The sequence below is a fragment of the Pseudoalteromonas lipolytica genome, from assembly GCF_003515105.1.
Lineage (GTDB): Bacteria > Pseudomonadota > Gammaproteobacteria > Enterobacterales > Alteromonadaceae > Pseudoalteromonas > Pseudoalteromonas lipolytica.
Window position 1 is genome coordinate 2,831,287 of record NZ_CP032090.1, and the last position, 19,142, is coordinate 2,850,428.

Here is a 19,142-nt window from a genome sequence, read left to right on the forward strand (position 1 = left end):
TGAGAGTATGATTAATAATGACGTATCTTCGCTTATTTAATAAAACCAGCTTGCGCTAACAAGCTCATAGATATGTCTGAACGGGAAGGTTGTTCAGCCCCTTTGATCAGGCGCTCTAAGTAGCGAGCAATTTGATCAACTTCTAAGTTAACCTGCGTGCCCACTTGAAATTCTGCAATCGTCGTTTGCTCAGCGGTGTGTGGAACAATGGTCAGCTTGAAGCGATTTTGCTCGACCTCATTCACCGTTAAACTAATTCCATCTATACATACCGACCCTTTATACGGAATGTATTTCATTAAATTATGGTCGGTACTTAGCCAGTACTCTGTTGCTCTGGCATTGGCGGTAATGCTTTCAACTGTCGCGATGCCATCAACATGGCCTGACACTAAATGCCCACCAAGGCGAGAAATTGGCTGCATAGCCTTTTCTAGATTCACGGTTTGGCCTTTTTTATAGTGCGCAAACCCTGTCAGGCTAATGGTTTCATTTGATAAATCAGCACTGAAGCCATCGCTATGTTTAGTAACCACTGTTAAGCACACACCATTTGTTGCAATACTGTCGCCTAATTTTACGTCTTTCATATCCAAATCATTACTTTGAATACGAATAGCGAGATCACCTTGTTTTTGTGTTAATTCAACAATTTTACCTGTTGCTTCAATTATTCCAGTAAACATAATGCTACTCTTTATCTTCAGTGTGTGTGGCTTGCTTTGCTTTGTACGCTGTTAAGCGGATATCGTCGCCAATTATCTGTGTGTCGGTAAACGTTAATTGAGTGACATCACCCATGGCTGTTACTTCTGCAAAGTTTAGTAAGCTTTTGCCCATATCACCTATTAACTTTGGGGCAATATAAACAATGTATTCGTCAATTAGGTCTTGCTGTGCAAAAGCGCCCGCTAAGGTTGCTCCTGCTTCAAGCCAAATATGATTAAATTGTAATTCGGCTAACCGTGCTAAAACGGCCGATAAATCAACTTTATTTTTGTTAGCTGCCACCACTTCGTGTTTTACAAAATGTGGCCATTGCTGCTGATTATCAAGCTGTGTTGTGAAAATAATCACCGGACTCTCAATACTAAATAAAGCGAGATCTGGGGTGAGTCTGTTTTGCGAATCGATAATCACACGTGTTGGCTGACGTATCGGCAATGATGTTGGCATTGCAAATGGCAGCTCTTCAGTACGCACATTTAATTTGGCGTTATCACTGATAACGGTATCTGCACCACTCAAAATTGCGCAGCTTTGTGCGCGAAATGCTTGAACGTCTTGGCGTGCTTGCGGACCCGTGATCCATTTACTTTGGCCGTTATTAAGTGCCGTTTTTCCATCTAAACTACAGGCCATTTTACAGGTAACAAAAGGCAACCCTGTTTCCATTCGCTTCAAAAAGCCTTTGTTTAAATCGCGCGCCTGTTGCTCAAGTAACCCAGAGGCAACGTCAATACCTGCATCAGCCAATATTTGTAAGCCACGGCCACTGACTGCTGGATTTGGGTCTACCATTGCAGCAATCACTTTACTCACACCGGCCGCTTTTAGACCTTCAGCACAGGGCGGAGTACGACCATAATGACTGCAAGGTTCAAGCGTCACATAGGCTGTTGCCCCTTTGGCATTATCGCCAGCAACGGCCAGTGCATTCACCTCGGCATGACCCTGCCCGGCAAGTTGATGAAAACCCTCACCAACTATATGGCCGTCTTTAACAAGTACACAACCCACATTAGGGTTTGGCGTCGTGGTAAAACGGCCCTGTTTGGCAAGCTCAATAGCGCGTGCCATATAAATGCTATCAAGTTCAGTGAACGACATGCTTAATCACCTAAACGGGCAATTTCTTCGCCAAACTCACGAATATCTTCAAATGAGCGATATACTGAGGCAAACCTAACATAAGCTACTTTATCAAGCTTTTTGAGCGATTCCATAATACACTCGCCGATTAAATGGCTTGAGATTTCACGCTCTCCGGTGGCACGTAGCTGTGATTTAATCACGTTGACGACTTCTTCGATTTGCTCTGTACTCACTGGGCGTTTTTCTAATGCGCGGTGCAGACCATTTAATAATTTGTCTTCGTTAAAAGGTTCTCGACTACCGTCTTGCTTTATCACCCTTGGCATAACAAGTTCAGCACCTTCAAAGGTGGTAAAACGCTCGTGACATTCGTTGCATTCGCGACGGCGTCTAACTTGGTGACCACCGCCAACAAGTCGTGAATCGATTACTTTAGTATCTTTTGCTGTGCAAAAAGGGCAATGCATAAGGTTAAACTTCCGTTTATAAAAAACAAAAAAAGACCGCTTAGTAAGCGGCCTTTATAATAGCAAAAAACAACACTATTGTTATCTTAATTACGGTTTAACCAGCAATTAAGCGTAAACAGGTAGTTTTTTACAGATTGCTTTAACTTTCTCTTTTACTTCTGCTTGTACTGATGCATCGTTGATGTTGTCTAGTACGTCACAGATCCAGCCAGCAAGTTCTTTAGACTCAGCTTCTTTGAAACCACGGCGCGTAATTGCCGGAGAACCAATACGAAGACCCGACGTTACAAACGGTGAACGTGGGTCATTTGGTACTGAGTTTTTGTTTACTGTGATGTTTGCATTACCAAGGGCAGCGTCAGCATCTTTACCTGTGATATCTTTATCAATTAGGTCTAGAAGGAATAAGTGGTTGTCTGTTTTACCAGAAACAACTTTATAGCCACGCTCTTGTAACACTTCAACCATTGCTTGTGCGTTTTTAACCACTTGCGCTTGGTATGTTTTGAATTCAGGCTGTAATGCTTCTTTAAACGCAACCGCTTTAGCAGCGATGATGTGACATAAAGGACCACCTTGGCCACCCGGGAATACGGCGCTGTTAAGCTTTTTATAGATCTCTTCATCACCACACGCAGAAACAATTAGACCGCCACGAGGACCCGCTAATGTTTTATGAGTTGTTGTTGTAACAACATGCGCGTGAGGGATTGGGCTTGGGTATACGCCAGCCGCAATAAGACCTGCAACGTGTGCCATATCTACGAATAAGTACGCATCCACTTTATCAGCGATTTCACGGAACTTAGCCCAATCAACGATACCTGAGTATGCAGAGAAACCCGCAATGATCATTTTTGGTTTGTGCTCTAGTGCTAGTGCTTCAACTTGAGCGTAATCAATTTCGCCCGTTTCTTCATTTAGGCCATATTGAATTGCGTTGTACGTTTTACCAGAAAAGTTAACGTGTGAACCATGCGTTAAGTGGCCACCATGAGCTAAGCTCATACCTAGTACGGTGTCATGTGGCTGAAGAAGCGCTTGGAAAACAGCCGCATTAGCTTGTGAACCAGCGTGCGGTTGTACGTTTGCGTAGTCTGTGCCGAATAACTCGTTTGCACGGTCAATTGCTAATTGTTCAACAACGTCAACGTGCTCACAACCGCCATAGTAACGTTTGCCTGGATAACCTTCAGCATATTTGTTTGTAAGCTGAGAACCCTGTGCTTCTAGCACGCGTGGGCTACAGTAGTTTTCAGACGCGATCAGTTCGATGTGCTCTTCTTGACGAGCCGTCTCTTTAGTGATGGCTGCAAATAACTCTGGATCGAAATCCGAAATATTCATGCTACGTTCTAACATGGGGTCTCCTAAGGCAACGTGTATGGTGTTTTTTTGAAGGCTATATTGTACGCTGAAAACGCACATTTGCCTATCGTGTAAAGATGAACATATTTAAACAGGGATTGAATTTATTTCACAGTGTTTTAATAATGATATTTTTTTATTGATACATAACGAAAATTTATGAATTTAAAATATTACATAGGTTTTTAAAATGTCATTTGCATAAAAAATAGCACACAGGCATTGCTTTTTACTATTTTCAAACTACCCTAATAGTCTTAATAAATATCAAGGATGGTATAAAATCTCATGTTAGCAAAACCTCTTTACGAAGCCGCCCCCTATGGCTACTTTATCCTCGGCATCAGTTGCATCACATTAGCGAATAATGTGGTGCCTACAGTCATTGGTATCGTACTCTTTTTACTGGGTGCAAATATTTGGCGAATGCGCTCAAATGCAAGACGCACAGATCATTCGAGTCAACGAGTAAATCAAAGAAAGCTCTATTATTACTATGAATTTAAACCATTTATTGTTTTTATTGCGGCATATACCTTGATCCAATGGACACAAAATGAACTTGTTTCAGTGATTGGCGTGTTACTGTGTATTACCGCTGTGGTGATTCTTGTGATGCGGATTTTAAACCGGCATAGTCATTCAATATTGCATTAAAAAAGAGCGGCTTAGCCGCTCTTTTTTATGGTTTTTTACGCCAGTTTTTTTAACAGCTCAGTACGCAAAAGCTGGTAATCACACACAATATCTTCTGCAAGACATTGCTTTGCTAACGCATCTGCTAAAGGCTTTGGCATCGGTAACTCAATCTCGAGTATTTCTTCCACGCTTTCTTTAAATTTAGCGGGGTGTGCCGTCGCTAAAAAGATACCCGCACTGCCCGGTGCAATGTTTTCTTTTAAGCCTTGGTATGCAATCGCAGTATGAGGCTCTGCAACATACCCTGTTTGATGAATTTTTTTCATCACCTCTTTGGTTGTCTCTTCATCGACACAGCTTGAATAAAAGTCATCATAACTAAACCATGCATTATCTAACATGTGCTGAACACGCGGCCAATTGTTTGGTTTACTCACATCCATCGCGTTCGATAACGATTCAATCGTTGCGTTAGGAGCCCACTCTTTATTTTGCAAGAAACGAGGCACCGTATCGTTTTGGTTGGTTGTTGCACTAAGTTTTGCCACTGGCATCCCTAGTACAGCGCCAATCATCGCAGCACACACGTTACCAAAGTTTCCACTTGGTACAGAGATATGCGCTTTAGCACGTTGCGCTTTTGGCAATTGTGCTATTGCTTCAAAGTAGTAACACACCTGTGCAACTAAACGGCTGATGTTGATTGAATTCGCTGAGTTTAACCCTAGCTTTTCTTTTACTTCATCATCGAGAAACGCTTGTTTTACCATGCTTTGGCAATCATCAAAGCTGCCATCAACCGCATAGCAATGAATGTTGTTGCCTAACGTAGTGAATAGTTTTTGCTGTGCTAGCGAAATTTTGCCTTTCGGATATAGAATAACCACATCAATATTCGGTTTGTTGTAAAAGGCATGCGCAACCGCAGCACCTGTGTCACCCGACGTTGCGGTTAGAATGGTAACTTTTTCTCCTTGGCTAAATTGTGCAAGACACTCTGCCATGAAACGCCCACCAAAATCTTTAAACGCTAATGTTGGCCCGTGAAAAAGCTCTAAACAGTAAATATCCTTTTCGACTTCAACAAGTTTTACATCAAAGTTAAACGCATTTTGTACCATCTCAGCAACGGTGTCTGCGGGTAATTCATCCCCAATCAAATGGGATAAGATTTTGCTACTGCGAGTAACAAAGTCCAAATCTAATAAAGCATCAATATCAGCAATAGGCGCCAAGCTATCTGGAAAGAAAACGCCTTGGTTACGACCCAAACCCGTTTTTACAGCTTCAATAAACGACACCTGTTGTGTTGCATCTTTTAAATTATGTAATTGCATTGTAGTTCCTTAAATTCTTTATAGCTGTCGTGTGCCAAGCTGATCAAGCTGGCAAATATGGCAAAAACCATGTTCATTAATGTAATTATCATTAAGCCACGCTGCGCATTGCTTAGCGGCTTCTAGACTTTTACACACTGTAAAAAGAGTCGGTCCAGCACCCGAAATACTCACAATCTCAGCGCCAAGTTCTGGTAAAGCATGCTTCGCCTCGCTAAACCCGTTTATAAGTGGCGCTCGGTGTGGCTCAGCAATTTCATCACGCATAATTGATAAGGCATCATCAAAACGCCCCGTCAGTAACAAGCTACTAAATGCAGACAATCTTTGTGCGAACTCGACACTGTCATGCATTGATAGTTGCGTGGGTAAAACCGAGCGAGCTTTTGCCGTATTAAGAGAAAAGCCAGGAAAAGCTGCCACGTAATACCAGCGCTCATCAACCGGTAACGCAATGGATTTATTGGGAATAAGATCGCCTGTTAACTGTAAACCACCTAGGTAACATGGCGTGATGTTATCGTAATGACGACCACCACTCACAATCGCCTCAAAATCAGCCATAAGTTCAATCAACTGCTCTTGCGATAAGTCAGTTTTAGCAAACTGATCAAGCGCAGCAAATGTGGCAACCACCGAGCATGCACTTGAACCAAGCCCAGAACCGATTGGTAAGTTCTTTTTAAGCTCTAGTTTCACGGTGGGCATGGCCGGTGCAACATGCGCTTTAAAATGAATAAGGCACTGATAGGCAAGATTTTCTTCTGCGTTAGCTGGTAACTTACTTGCATACTCTCCTGAGCACACAAATGTGTCTTGCTCAGCTGCAGATACCTCAACCACATCACCAAGTAGGCTGCCATCAATAGGTGCCAATGCGGCACCTAAAGCATCAAATCCAACCGCAAAGTTACCGATAGAAGCCGGTGCGTAAATACGGATCATAACCTTCTCCTAGCGTGATAATGTTTTTAAGATATCAGCAAATACACCTGCGGCAGTCACTTCTGCACCCGCACCATAGCCACGGATAACAAACGGACGAGGCTGATAATATTGGCTAAGAATCGCCAGTGCATTTTCACCATCACGAATATCATAAAGTGCATGCTTACTATCAACCGCTTCAATACCTACTTTGCAGTGACCATTTTCAATAATGCCAACATAACGCAGCACTTTACCTTCGCTTGCTGCACTTTGGATACGGTCATTAAAAGCAGCATCAAGACTGGGCAGCTTTTCCATAAACTCAGCAACCGAATCTCCCTCTGCAAACCCTGTTGGTAATACAGATTCAACTTCAATATCGCTTAACTCAAGTTCAAGTCCAGACTCACGCGCAATGATCAGCAGCTTTCTAGCAACATCGGTCCCCGATAAGTCATCACGTGGGTCTGGCTCAGTGAAGCCACTTTCTTTTGCCTTTACAGTTGCTTCGCTCAACGAGAGGCCATCTTGCAAAGCACCAAACATGTACGACAACGAGCCTGATAATATGCCGCTGAACTTAATAAGTTCATCACCCGCGCCAAATAATGACTTTAAATTATCAAGGACTGGTAAACCTGCCCCTACGTTGGTTTCGTATAAAAACTTACGGTTATTCTTTTGTGTCGCAGAAATCAAATCTTGATAGTACGCAAATGAGCTGGTATTTGCTTTTTTATTCGCAGCCACAACATGGAAACCAGCATTTAAGAAATCAACATACTGCGCGGCGAGTTTATCGGCTGAGCTACAATCAACAATAACAGGGTTGATTAAATGGTTTTGTTTCACAAATTGCTCAACGAGTTTTAAGTCAAAACCTTGCTCCGATATCGCTAATTTTTCTTGCCAATCACTAAAGGCAATACCGTCACTGTCGAGGTAGAGTTGTTTTGAGTTAGCAACACCGTACAAATTAAGCTTAATATTGCGCTTTTCAAGCCATGCTTGCTGGCGCTCAAGTTGCTGGATAAGCTCTTGGCCAACTAAACCACAGCCTAATAAGAACATATCGATTGATGGAATATGTGTAAAAAAGTTCTCGTGGCACACTTTCACAGCATCATTGCACAGCTCACCATCAATAACCGCAGAAATAGCACTCTCTGTTGAATCTTGGGCAATCGCCACAATGTTGACTTGCGCTTGCGCTAATGAAGCAAAGAATTTTGCTGCAAGACCCTTGTGCGCTCGCATATTGTCGCCCACTAGAGTAACAATCGCTAAATTACGTTGTACTTGAACGGGTTCAATAAGCCCAGCTTGCGACTCAAGTTCGAAAGCCGTTTGCAACGCTTCTAAAGCCAGCGCTAAATCACTTTCGTGAACACAAAAACTGATACTAAATTCACACGACGATTGTGTAATTAACACAATCGATACATTGTCATGAGCAAGGGCATTAAACACCTTTGATGCCATACCCACTTTACCTTTCATGCCGGGACCTGAGACCGTTAGCATTGCAAGGTTTTGTAAGCTTGATAACGCTTTAACCGGTTCTGATGATACGCTATCGTTACTGATCACAGAGCCTTCAGCGCGAGGGTTATGAGTATTTTTGATCTCGCAAGGTACGCCAGCTTTAGCACATGGCAAAATTGTTTTTGGGTGTAACACCTTGGCACCAAAGTAAGAAAGTTCCATCGCTTCTTTATAAGACAGCGAATCTACTTTAGAGGCTTTTTTGATATAACGCGGGTCCGCATTGTAAACACCGTCAACATCGGTCCAAATTTGACAAACATCGGCTTCTAAGCAGGCTGCAGCAATTGCTGCTGAATAATCAGAGCCATTACGGCCAAGTGTTGTAAGCTCGCCTTGCTCATTAGCCGCAGTAAAACCAGGCATGATGTAAATGGTACTTGGTGCTGCTTTTAATGCTTCACGAAAACGCAACTTACTCGCGGCTAAGTCTGCTTCTGCATCAATATATCCACCAACAGAAGCAATACAGTCAGTTGCTTCAAGGTAGTGCGCATTACTCTCTTTTAACATACGCTGCATGAGCGCTACACTCACTCGCTCACCAAAGCTAATAACATAAGCTTTAACTTGGTCTGGGCAGCACGTTAATAATGCAACACCATCCAATTTATTTTTTAGGTCATTTAAATTAGGCCAATTATCAACTGCGCCAAACTCTGCTTCTACATCCGCCTTTAACTGCTCACAACGATTAACCAGTGCATGCCATAACTCACTATAATCACGCCCCTGCTCTGCTGCACTCGCTAGCGCAACGAGTGAATCAGTCATGCCGCCCGGTGCAGAAAGCACTAATAGCATTTCATCTTTAAGTTCTTGTTTGACTAACTGAGCTACCTGTTGCAAACATGCGAAGTCAGCCAAGGACGACCCGCCAAATTTTAATACTCGCATTATTTATGTTTCCTCATCCCATAAACGAAAAAAGGCCTGTGTTCTAGTGAACACAGGCCTTTAATTTTGTTGCACCGACCTATGCCACTATCCCGTAAGGATGATGGTTGTAATAATAATGGTCGTTGCGTGATTAAATGTTTTCATAGCCCCTAGACTGCCTTAAAAACAGCCAGTCTGTCAACCCTTAATAAAAAGATAAATTATGCAATTAGGTTATATAAAGACTTAATGAATACCAAATTTATGCAAAGTTGTTTTTAAGCGGACAAGTTCTATCGGCTTATCAATAAAATCAATGGCACCAAGTTTTGCGACTCGTTGCTTCATTTCTGTTTGAATATCCGCCGAAATAACCAACACAAAACACTCTATTTTTTCGGCTTTAATCGTTTCAAGTACAGCAACACCATCAACTTCTGGCATGGTTAAGTCGAGGCAAAGCAAATCAAAGTTTTGCTGCCGCAATAAAGCAAGTGCCTCACGGCCGTTACTGGCTTGTTTAATGTCGGCACTGATGCAGTCACCTAAACAGCGTACGACCTGTTTTCGGGCAACGTTTGAATCATCACAGACAAGCACTGAAAAATTAGAATTACTCATGAAATATACATCTTCGCTGTTGCAAACACAGCGTTAATAGAGGATAAATTAAAGATGACTAATTTTATATCACACTTTTTAAAAGGCAGTAAGGTCAAGTTTTTTCATGATTTAGTTACAATCTGTAAATGATCCCGTAAAAAAGGATATATTTATTTATTTTTAATCATTTATTAGCTAACTTTAGATTTAGCTGAATGTATTACAAATCTCACCAAGGAGCTATGGATAATCCATGCTACAAAAAAGCCTGTCAAAAAAATTATTAACCAGTGTGCTCTCGGTTTATTTTTTATTAACGTTTGTCGTTACGTGTGGGCAGGTTATTGCTGAGTACGTTAATACCAAAGATTACATTCGCGATGAATTAACCACGTTGCAAAAAACATTCAGTCGCAGCCTCACACGCGCCATTTGGGAGCTGAACACTAAGCAAACGATCACCACTGCTGAGGGGTTACTTGCGATCCCTATGATTGAAGGCATTATTGTGCGAGATGACAGTGGTGAAGTGTTATCACAATTAGGGCGCTCTTTAGACATACATGAGTTATACAGTCAGCAGCTAGTGCAAGAAGAGGCGATTATTGAAGACACCCCGTCAGGTTTATTTGGTTACACTTTCCCGCTGATTTTTGAGTTTTCAGGCAGAGCCACCCAAGTGGGTGATGTCACCCTATTTTCAAGCAGAGACGTCGTATTTAGCCGTATTATGATCTCGATTTATTTCTTAATCGGTAATGCGATGATCAAAACAACATTTTTGATCATCCTATTCTTAATTGCCTTTAGAAAACAGTTAACAGAACCCTTAGCCCAGCTCACAGAACAAATAGAAGATCTTGAACTCAATGATTTAGAAGGTCGCCATATCGACATTCAAACCAGTGAGCATAACGAATTAAAAGTGATGGAAGAGTCATTTAATCGCCTGATTGATAAAGTGGTACTGTACCGAGAAGAGCTTGAACATACACAAAAAGAATTACTGATAAGCAACGAAAAACTGGATCAACAAAACCTGCAATTAGAGCAGGAAGTCGCTCGTAAGACATCAAACTTGAGCCAAGCAATGATGGACTTACAGCAACAAAAATACGAGCTAGAAAAACAAAAGTTCACCTTAACTGAAGAAATCGATTTACGTAAACAAACCGAACAAGAGCTCATAACAAAGCAAACTGAACTACAGCGTTACCTTGATGAACTGAACATGGCCCAAGAGCGGTTAGTAGGCTCAGAGAAAATGGCCGCATTAGGCGGGCTTGTTGCCGGTATTACTCATGATGTAAACACCCCGATTGGTATTGGTGTTACAGCGACCTCTTTTTTACAAGAGCGCCTGAATCAAATTGAAGCAGCCTATAAAGACAAAACCCTTTCGCCGAAAGCATTAGAAGAGTTTATAAACGACGCAAAACAAAGCACCAGCTTATTAACCAGTAATTTAGACCGTGCTTCTGAGCTGGTCGCCAGCTTCAAACAAATCGCGGTAGACCAAGCCAGTGAAGCGGTGCGTACAATTAATTTTAAAGAGTATTTAGGCGAGGTGATCCGCTCGTTACACCCTAAACTTAAAAAAACATCGCACCATATAAACCTAGATTGCCCTGAAGACTTAACACTCAATTTACCTGCGGGGGCAATTAGTCAAATTTTCACGAACTTAATCATGAATTCACTCATTCACGGTTTCGAAGGCATAGAAAGCGGCATCATAGAGATTGTTATAAAAGAAGAAGACGATGAGGTTATCATCGACTTTAAAGATAACGGTAATGGTGTAACTCAAGAGCAGTTAGAAAAGCTATTTGACCCATTTTTTACTACCAAGCGCGACCAAGGCGGCAGCGGTTTAGGCACACACATTACTTTTAACTTAGTAAAACAAACGCTCAGTGGCGATATAGAAGTAACAAGCGAGCCTGGACAAGGGTTGCATTACCACATTAGTTTCCCTAAAAACATGCCAAAGCCACTTTCAATGTTTAATACATAAACAAAACCCCCTGATGCCGAAATCATTCATTTCGGCATCACTTTTTTATTGCTATGATTGGGCAAATTTAATGAAAGGATTAGCCTAAATATGTGGTTTAGTAACCTTATCTGTTACCGTTTTAAACAAGACGTATCATACAACCAAGAAGACTTCGATAAAGCCCTAGAACAAGACCTGTTTCGCTCATGTGGTGGTCAAGAGTTATCAACGTTTGGTTGGACCAAAGCCTTTGGTAAACATGGTCAAACCCTATCGCACTTTTCTCAAGATAGCATTTTAGTGTGCGCAAAACGTGAAGAAAAAGTATTACCCGCTGCGGTTATTAACGAACTGGTTGCTGAAAAAGTAGAGCAGATTGAAGCGGAAGAAAACCGCCCAGTTAAGAAAAAAGAAAAAGACGAACTAAAAGAAAATATTCTGCATACCCTACTTCCTCAAGCATTCAAAAAGTCGAGCTTACAGTTTGCATTTATTGACCAAAAGAATGGCTGGGTGGTTGTTAACAGTGGTAGTTTTAACAAAGCCGAAGAACTTCTTGCCTTGTTACGTAAATCGTTAGGGTCGTTACCTGTAGTGCCCGCATTTGCAAACTATGATCTGGATGTGTTTCTAACCGATTGGCTAACACAATTTAATGCGCCTGAGGGGTTCGCTATTGGCAACGATGCAGAACTTGAAGAAGCAGACGATAGTGGCGCACAGGTTAAACTTAAAGGCCATGATTTATCGTGTGATGAAGTGAAATCGCATCTAGAAAATGGCAAGCGCGTGACTAAGCTTGCACTTGATTGGCAAGAGCGAGTTAAGTTCATGCTGCAAAACGATGGGTCAATAAAACGACTAAGCTACTCAGAAACACTTAAAGAAGAAAACGCCGATATCCCTAAAGAAGATATGGCCGTAAAATTAGATGCAGACTTCATTTTAGCATCTGAAGAAATTAAGCAATTACTTGAAGAACTAACTCAAGGATTAGGAGATGCAAGCGATTTATAATCAGCTTGTTGACACTAAAAGCGCAGATTAGTCGTAATCTGCGCTTTTTAATGCGTTATTCAGTAAACACCGCTTTTACATCATTTAACATGTCGTGATATTCATCTGAATTAAACATATCAAGTGACGAAATAACACCTTTATCTAAATAGGTCTGTAATGCTGAAGACTTATCTGATACTTGCAGGATGCCCTCTAAGATCGCGCCTATGCGAATAAAGTCAACATAGCAAATATGCTCAGGACGATAGTTAGGGTTTGCCCAGCTCTCAGCAACTTCAACAAATTCATCAGTGAAGCCCCACGCTCGCATAATCGCTCCCCCTACTTTGCCTCCCAATTTTTGAATTGCATGCGCAAGAAAGCTGGGGTTCGCAAATACTTCGGGGTGTTTTTCGGCTTCCGTTAAAATGGGTAACACGCCAATGTTATACACTAAAGCCGCTAGCGTAATGGTGTCGCGATTTAATGACGTCTTCTTATTATCGCGTAGGAAAAAATCCATTAAGGTAATTGAGTGGCAAGCCACCTTCAGCGTTTTTTGCCACGCTTTGTCCATGTAGCCTTTAATTAACTCATTGTGCGATACAAACAGTTGCTCCATTGCCATGGCCGTTGCAATGTTTTTAATTTGCCGTAAACCTATCCGCGTTACAGCTTGGTGTAGGTTTGTCACCTTAACCGAGCGCCCCATAAAGGCACTGTTCGCCACCTTAATCATGCGGGCTGAAAGCGCGGGGTCGTGTGAAATCACATCGGCCATTTGCATCAAATTGACATTAGGATTGTCTGCAGCTTGTCTGACTTTTACAGCCACTTCAGGTAAAGTAGGCAACACTAGGGTGTCATTATTAATTCGGTCGACCAAAATGGTCAGTAGTGCATTTTCTGTTGACATATCTTTGCCATCCTCTTGAATTAGCTTGCTTTTATAAAATCAAACTAATGACTGACATTGTTAGATTAATTATTGTTTTAGTATTGTCTAAGTTAGCGCTAAAGTTAAGAAATTCACAGTAATAATCTACTTTTATATTTTAAGACACCGATTTAATTGCTTAAAATCACATACTGCGCAGTAAACTTGCCATTTATATGTTAGGTTTGCTTTAATGCTTACACATTTATTTTCAAAGCAACGACTCTCTCTTTTTAACGGGCAAAAAAATGACATTAAATAAAATTAGCCACGCACTTATCTTATCTGGTGCAGTTTTTCTAGGTGCATGTTCTGACCAACAAGCGACCCCTTCTCAAACAAAGCCTGCTGCAGAGCAAACGACTCAAAATACTGAAGAAAATAATCCGCAACTAATCAATGCAGACAGAAACCGCTTAGATATCTATACAGACTTTACATTAACCTCAGACTTGAGCCACTTAAGCGATAACCAAAAGCAAATGGTTGGCAAACTTATTGACGCATCAAAAATCATGGATGCATTATTTTGGCGTCAAGCATTTGGTGAAAACAAAGAAGCATTTTTGGCAAAAATTAATGACGAAAAAGTGCAAAAATTTGCAGATATCAACTACGGCCCATGGGACCGTTTAAACGGCGATCAGGTGTTCTTATCTGGTTATGAAGAAAAACCACTTGGCGCAGAGTTTTACCCAAGCGATATCACTAAAGAAGCGTTAAACAACGCAACAGTTGAAGATAAAACAGGCCTTTATTCAGTTATTAAACGTGATGAAAATGGCAAACTATACAGCGTGGCTTACTCAGTAGAATACGCACAGGAACTAGAAAAAGCGGCAAACTTACTCCGTGAAGCAAGTAAACTCGCCGATGACAAAGAATTTGCAAACTACTTAAGCATGCGTGCTGATGCACTTGTTAGTGATAACTTCCAACCCTCTGACTTCGCATGGATGGACATGAAAAACAACCCAATTGATGTTGTTATTGGTCCAATCGAAACCTACGAAGATCAACTCTTTGGTTACCGTGCCGCTTATGAGTCTTACGTATTAATTAAAGACCTTGCGTGGAGTGAGCGTTTAGCTAAGTTTGCAGCTTTCTTACCAGAGCTACAAAAAGGCTTACCCGTAGACGATAAGTACAAGCAAGAAGTACCGGGTTCAGACGCTGACCTTAATGCATATGATGTTGTTTACTATGCGGGCCACTCAAATGCCGGCAGCAAAACAATTGCTATTAACTTGCCTAATGATGAGCAAGTACAGCTTGAAAAAGGCACCCGCCGTTTACAGCTTAAAAACGCGATGCGCGCTAAATTCGACAAAATCTTAGTGCCAATTTCAGAGCAATTAATTGTGCCTGAGCAGCGTAAACACATCACCTTTGATGCGTTTTTTGCAAACACCATGTTCCACGAAGTCGCACATGGCTTAGGAATTAAAAACACCATCACCAACAAAGGGACTGTGCGTCAATCACTGCAAGAGCATGCCAGCGCGCTTGAAGAAGGTAAAGCAGATATCCTTGGTCTTTACATGGTTGAGCAGTTACTTAAAAAAGGTGAAATCACTGACGGTACGCTAGAAGATTACTACATCACCTTTATGGCTGGTATATTCCGCTCAGTGCGTTTTGGTGCATCAAGTGCACATGGTAAAGCAAACATGATCCGTTTTAACTTTTTTGCCGAAGAAGGTGCATTTTCTAAAAATGCAGATGGCTTATACAGCGTAAATATGGAAAAAATGAGCTTAGCGATGGCAAAACTATCGCGCCTTATCTTAACGATTCAAGGTGACGGCGATTATCAAAAAGTCGACCAATTAATCGCGACTCATGGTGAAATTAAAGCCGAGCTTGCTAAAGATTTAGAAAAGCTAAGCCAAGCAAACATCCCTGTTGATGTGACCTTTAAACAAGGTAAAGAGGTATTAGGTTTAAACTAAACGCACTCTCATCTGAGTAATAACGAGTTTAAACAAAAAACGCTGCTTTCGAGCAGCGTTTTTTTATGCTTAAACAACAGTCATTAATGCGCCACAAAGCTCAGCCCATATTTATTGTTTAGTTTTACGATTTCCCCATTTAGCAACATTTTTTGAAACTCAGCATTAAACTCATCAATAAATTGCGCTAAATCTCGCTGCTTAGTAAAACCAAAATAACCTTGATTAACCGTTAAAATAGGAGAAAGTATGATCACCTTATCGGCAATACCCAAACTTTCTATCACCGGCCTTGCTGCGCGGGGGTGAGTTAGAATTAAATCAACCCTGTCATACATTAATTGTAAAAAACTTGCCCGCACATTGGCGACTTCTGATAACAGTAAACTCGATTCATGGCGCTTAAATTCAACCCCATAATCCCAGCCACGAATAACCCCTATTGCATCTTTTTTTAAACTGGCGAAGTTTCCTCGCCAAGTAACTTCATTATTCGGTTTGGTATAAAAAACAATAGGGTCTTCATAAAAGGGTAATGCACTAAAGAGCATGTATTGGTTACGCTGAAACGATTTATAAGGGCCAATAATGGCATCGGCATCACCTTGCTCAACCATTTTTAAAGCCCGTTTAAGCGGCATAATATCAATCACAATAGTATGCCCCAATCGCTTGCCTATTTCATAAACGATGTCAGCTCCGAGTCCTGTAGGAGAACCGTGCTGATCCTGTTCTAAAATGGCAGGAAAATGACTTCCTACAAAATAATAACTTTTTGCCACACTCTCAAAGGCACTCAAAGATAACATCGTCACAAAAAAACAACGTGTTATTATTGCCGCGCTAACGTGCCACTTTTTCATATTTGCTGGACTATATTTTCGATATTCACCGTTTAAAAATACGCTTTAAGCGAAGTAATCTGCTCATCAGAATACGGAACCGCCGGTAACTTACCCCACACAGGTGCAGGCCAAGCAGCATCTGTTTTAAAGCGTGCGATATGATGAATATGCAGTTGTGGCACCATATTTCCCAAAGCAGCCACATTGAGCTTGTCTGGATTAAAAACCTGCTGTAATAATTTACTTAGTTTGGCCGACTCGCGTAAAAGTGTCACTTGCTGCGCTTCACAAAGGTCGATAATTTCTTTTAAACCCGCTTCTCTCGGGACTAAAATAAACCACGGATATTGGCTGTCATTCATTAGCAATACTTTACACAGTGGCCAATCTGCTAATTCAATACAATCACGCTGTAATTCAGGTGCCAAGGAAAATGGCATATCAGCATTTTTCATCAATAAGTCCTTAAATCTAAGTTGTACCCTTGCTACTTTATAGCATTTAGTTGCAGTTGCCTAAGCTTACCATTAACATCGTGGCAGTTTTTATTCGAGCGAAGGTACCCCTGTGCTAAAAAAAATTAAATCTCTCTCACTTGCCTTACCAATAGTGGCAACAGCACTGAGTGTGAATGCTGAACCACTATCACTAGAGCGTATTTTTGACGATCCTAGTTTAGCAGGTAAAGCACCTGTACAACTTAAATTCTCACCCGATGGTAGCCGCGTTACCTACTTACAAGGTAAAACCGACGACTACAACCGTTATGACTTGTGGGAATACAATTTAAAAGATAACAAAAACCGCTTATTAGTTGACTCTGCGGCACTATTCTCAGGCCCAGAAAACCTATCAGATGAAGAAAAAGCACGACGTGAGCGTCAGCGTATCTTTGGTAAAGGGATTTTAGAGTATAAATGGTCAAAAGATGGTAAAGCACTGCTTTTCCCACTGAATGGCGACCTTTATTACTACGAACTTGCCTCAGCTAAAAGCCGCAAACTGACCGATACCGAAGCATTCGAAACCGATGCACGTTTTTCACCGAAAGGTCATTTTGTATCGTTTATTCGCGAGCAAAACCTTTACGCACTGAACTTAAAAACGGGTCAAGAAATCCAGTTAAGTAAAGACGGCGGTGGCGTTATTAAAAACGGCATGGCTGAATTCGTGGCTCAAGAAGAAATGGGCCGCATGACGGGCTACTGGTGGTCAGGTGATGAAACAAAAATTGCCTATACGCGTGTCGATGAAAGCCCTGTAAAAGAAGCGATTCGAAACGAAATTTACGCTGATGAAGTAAAGCTTTTCAACCAGCGTTACCCGTTCACGGGTACAGACAACGTTAAAATTAAACTCGGTGTTGTTAGCATTAACAACCAACAAACTGATTGGGTTGATTTAGGCGAAGACGAAGATATCTACATTGCTCGCGCCAACTGGTTAAAAGATAACAAAACGCTATCTTATCAATGGCAAGACCGCTCACAGCAAACGTTAGAGCTGCGTTTTTACAACAGTGAAACGAAAAAGCAAAAGGTCTCCCTAACAGAAACAAGCGATACATGGATTAACTTACACTTTGATCTACAGTTCCTAAACGATAAAAAACACTTCGTGTGGGCCTCTGAACGTGACGGCTTTAAACACCTTTATTTGTACCGCACAAATGGCGAAATGATCCGCCAAATCACGCAAGGTGACTGGGTGGTTGATAGCTTAAAAGGAATCGATGAGAAAAAAGGCATTGTGTATTTTGCAGCGCGTAAAGACACCGATCTTGAAAGCCATTTATACAGTGCACCGTTATTCAAAAAAGGGGATATTAAGCGCATAACAGAGCTCGGTGCTTATCATAATGTGGTTATCGCCAAAGATAATAAAACCTTTATCGACAACAGCTCATCGGTTAATAAACCAGGTTCAGCCGCACTTCGTAAAATTAACGGCGAGTTTATTACCTGGCTTGAAGAAAACAAACTCGATAAGTCGCATCCACTTACACCGTACTTAGACGATTTAATCACTCCTGAATACGGTACATTAACAGCTGAAGACGGCCAAATAATGCATTACCGTTTATTCAAGCCGACTAACTATCAAGATGGTAAAAAGCACCCTGTTATTGTAAACGTATACGGCGGCCCACATGCCCAACGAGTGACAAATAGCTGGCGCAGCAAAAACTTGTATTTCCAATACATGGCACAGCAAGGCTACGTTATTTTTCAACTCGATAACCGTGGTTCTTACAACCGTGGTAAAAAGTTTGAAGACGTTATCTATAAACACTTAGGGGTTGCTGAAGTCGCTGACCAAATTAAAGGGGTTGAGTTCTTACGCACTCTTGATTACGTTGATCCTGAGCGCATAGGTATTTACGGTCACAGTTACGGTGGCTATATGGCACTGATGACCATGTTTAAAGCCGGTGATTATTTCAAAGCGGGTGTATCGGGCGCGCCAGTGACCGACTGGGCACTTTACGACACACACTACACAGAACGCTACGTAGGCCACCCTGCAACAAATGCAAAAGGCTACGAAGCAAGTGCCGTTTTTCCTTATGCTGAAGGCTTAAAAGGACCGCTAATGATTTACCACGGCATGGCTGATGACAACGTGTTATTTACTCACGCCACGAAGTTATTTAAACAACTGCAAGATCAAGAAAAGCAGTTTGAGATGATGACGTACCCAGGTTCTAAGCACAGTTTACGTGGTAAGAGTGTGCAAACACACTTGCACCAAACTATCACAAGCTTTTTCAACCGTCACTTTAACGTACAATAGTTAAATTTAAATTCGGTAACTTAGACTAAAG

Annotated in this window: 16 protein-coding genes; 5 read left to right on the forward strand and 11 right to left on the reverse strand. The window is 41.5% G+C overall.

Features of this window, described 5'->3' with window-relative positions:
• Positions 1–32: 32 nt before the first annotated feature.
• The 4 genes from D0907_RS12735 to glyA form a co-directional block, all read right to left on the reverse strand.
• Positions 33–686 carry a riboflavin synthase gene (locus D0907_RS12735; protein WP_036966322.1) on the reverse strand — a complete coding sequence of 218 codons (654 nt, stop codon included), beginning with the start codon at positions 684–686 and terminating at the stop codon, positions 33–35.
• 4 nt (positions 687–690) lie between these two features.
• A complete protein-coding gene (gene ribD, locus D0907_RS12740) occupies positions 691–1,830 on the reverse strand; it encodes a bifunctional diaminohydroxyphosphoribosylaminopyrimidine deaminase/5-amino-6-(5-phosphoribosylamino)uracil reductase RibD (protein WP_036966319.1) in 1,140 nt (379 codons plus the stop codon).
• Positions 1,831–1,832: 2 nt separating this feature from the next.
• Positions 1,833–2,282: a transcriptional regulator NrdR gene (gene nrdR, locus D0907_RS12745; protein WP_036966316.1), complete on the reverse strand. Its 450-nt coding sequence runs from the start codon at positions 2,280–2,282 to the stop codon at positions 1,833–1,835.
• Positions 2,283–2,390: 108 nt separating this feature from the next.
• The gene (gene glyA, locus D0907_RS12750; RefSeq protein WP_036966312.1) at positions 2,391–3,647 is read right to left on the reverse strand and encodes a serine hydroxymethyltransferase; all 1,257 of its coding nucleotides are present in this window, start codon (positions 3,645–3,647) and stop codon (positions 2,391–2,393) included.
• A 294-nt stretch (positions 3,648–3,941) separates the two neighbouring features.
• Between glyA and D0907_RS12755 the strand changes: the two genes are divergently transcribed.
• On the forward strand, positions 3,942–4,310 hold the full coding sequence (locus D0907_RS12755) for a hypothetical protein (protein ID WP_036966310.1): 369 nt from the start codon (positions 3,942–3,944) through the stop codon (positions 4,308–4,310).
• 35 nt (positions 4,311–4,345) lie between these two features.
• Here D0907_RS12755 and thrC read toward each other — a convergent pair whose 3' ends face one another.
• From thrC to D0907_RS12775, 4 genes are all read right to left on the reverse strand, one after another.
• Positions 4,346–5,629 (reverse strand): threonine synthase, encoded by a 1,284-nt coding sequence (gene thrC, locus D0907_RS12760; protein WP_065979731.1) that lies wholly within the window; start codon positions 5,627–5,629, stop codon positions 4,346–4,348.
• A gap of 18 nt (positions 5,630–5,647) precedes the next feature.
• Positions 5,648–6,574 carry a homoserine kinase gene (thrB, locus tag D0907_RS12765; RefSeq protein ID WP_074988905.1) on the reverse strand — a complete coding sequence of 309 codons (927 nt, stop codon included), beginning with the start codon at positions 6,572–6,574 and terminating at the stop codon, positions 5,648–5,650.
• A 9-nt stretch (positions 6,575–6,583) separates the two neighbouring features.
• Positions 6,584–9,001, reverse strand: a complete 2,418-nt coding sequence (gene thrA, locus D0907_RS12770; RefSeq protein ID WP_118844589.1) for a bifunctional aspartate kinase/homoserine dehydrogenase I — start codon at positions 8,999–9,001, stop codon at positions 6,584–6,586.
• 228 nt (positions 9,002–9,229) lie between these two features.
• Positions 9,230–9,604 carry a response regulator gene (locus D0907_RS12775; protein ID WP_036966301.1) on the reverse strand — a complete coding sequence of 125 codons (375 nt, stop codon included), beginning with the start codon at positions 9,602–9,604 and terminating at the stop codon, positions 9,230–9,232.
• Positions 9,605–9,839: 235 nt separating this feature from the next.
• On the opposite strand from D0907_RS12775, the gene D0907_RS12780 reads away from it, so the two are divergent.
• Positions 9,840–11,603: a sensor histidine kinase gene (locus D0907_RS12780; protein ID WP_036966299.1), complete on the forward strand. Its 1,764-nt coding sequence runs from the start codon at positions 9,840–9,842 to the stop codon at positions 11,601–11,603.
• Between the two features lie 90 nt (positions 11,604–11,693).
• Positions 11,694–12,602, forward strand: coding sequence for a recombination-associated protein RdgC (gene rdgC / locus D0907_RS12785; protein WP_036966297.1), 909 nt, complete (start codon positions 11,694–11,696; stop codon positions 12,600–12,602).
• A gap of 55 nt (positions 12,603–12,657) precedes the next feature.
• Here the strand turns inward: rdgC and D0907_RS12790 are convergent, their stop codons facing one another.
• On the reverse strand, positions 12,658–13,500 hold the full coding sequence (locus tag D0907_RS12790) for an HDOD domain-containing protein (protein WP_036966295.1): 843 nt from the start codon (positions 13,498–13,500) through the stop codon (positions 12,658–12,660).
• A gap of 269 nt (positions 13,501–13,769) precedes the next feature.
• Between D0907_RS12790 and D0907_RS12795 the strand changes: the two genes are divergently transcribed.
• Positions 13,770–15,473: a dipeptidyl-peptidase 3 family protein gene (locus tag D0907_RS12795; protein WP_036966293.1), complete on the forward strand. Its 1,704-nt coding sequence runs from the start codon at positions 13,770–13,772 to the stop codon at positions 15,471–15,473.
• Between the two features lie 83 nt (positions 15,474–15,556).
• Here the strand turns inward: D0907_RS12795 and D0907_RS12800 are convergent, their stop codons facing one another.
• Positions 15,557–16,282 carry a substrate-binding periplasmic protein gene (locus tag D0907_RS12800; RefSeq protein WP_227006813.1) on the reverse strand — a complete coding sequence of 242 codons (726 nt, stop codon included), beginning with the start codon at positions 16,280–16,282 and terminating at the stop codon, positions 15,557–15,559.
• Between the two features lie 86 nt (positions 16,283–16,368).
• Positions 16,369–16,773 carry an HIT domain-containing protein gene (locus D0907_RS12805; protein ID WP_036966288.1) on the reverse strand — a complete coding sequence of 135 codons (405 nt, stop codon included), beginning with the start codon at positions 16,771–16,773 and terminating at the stop codon, positions 16,369–16,371.
• Between the two features lie 112 nt (positions 16,774–16,885).
• Here D0907_RS12805 and D0907_RS12810 point away from each other — a divergent pair, with 112 nt between their 5' ends.
• Positions 16,886–19,111, forward strand: coding sequence for a S9 family peptidase (locus D0907_RS12810; RefSeq protein WP_075594056.1), 2,226 nt, complete (start codon positions 16,886–16,888; stop codon positions 19,109–19,111).
• Positions 19,112–19,142: the final 31 nt, after the last annotated feature.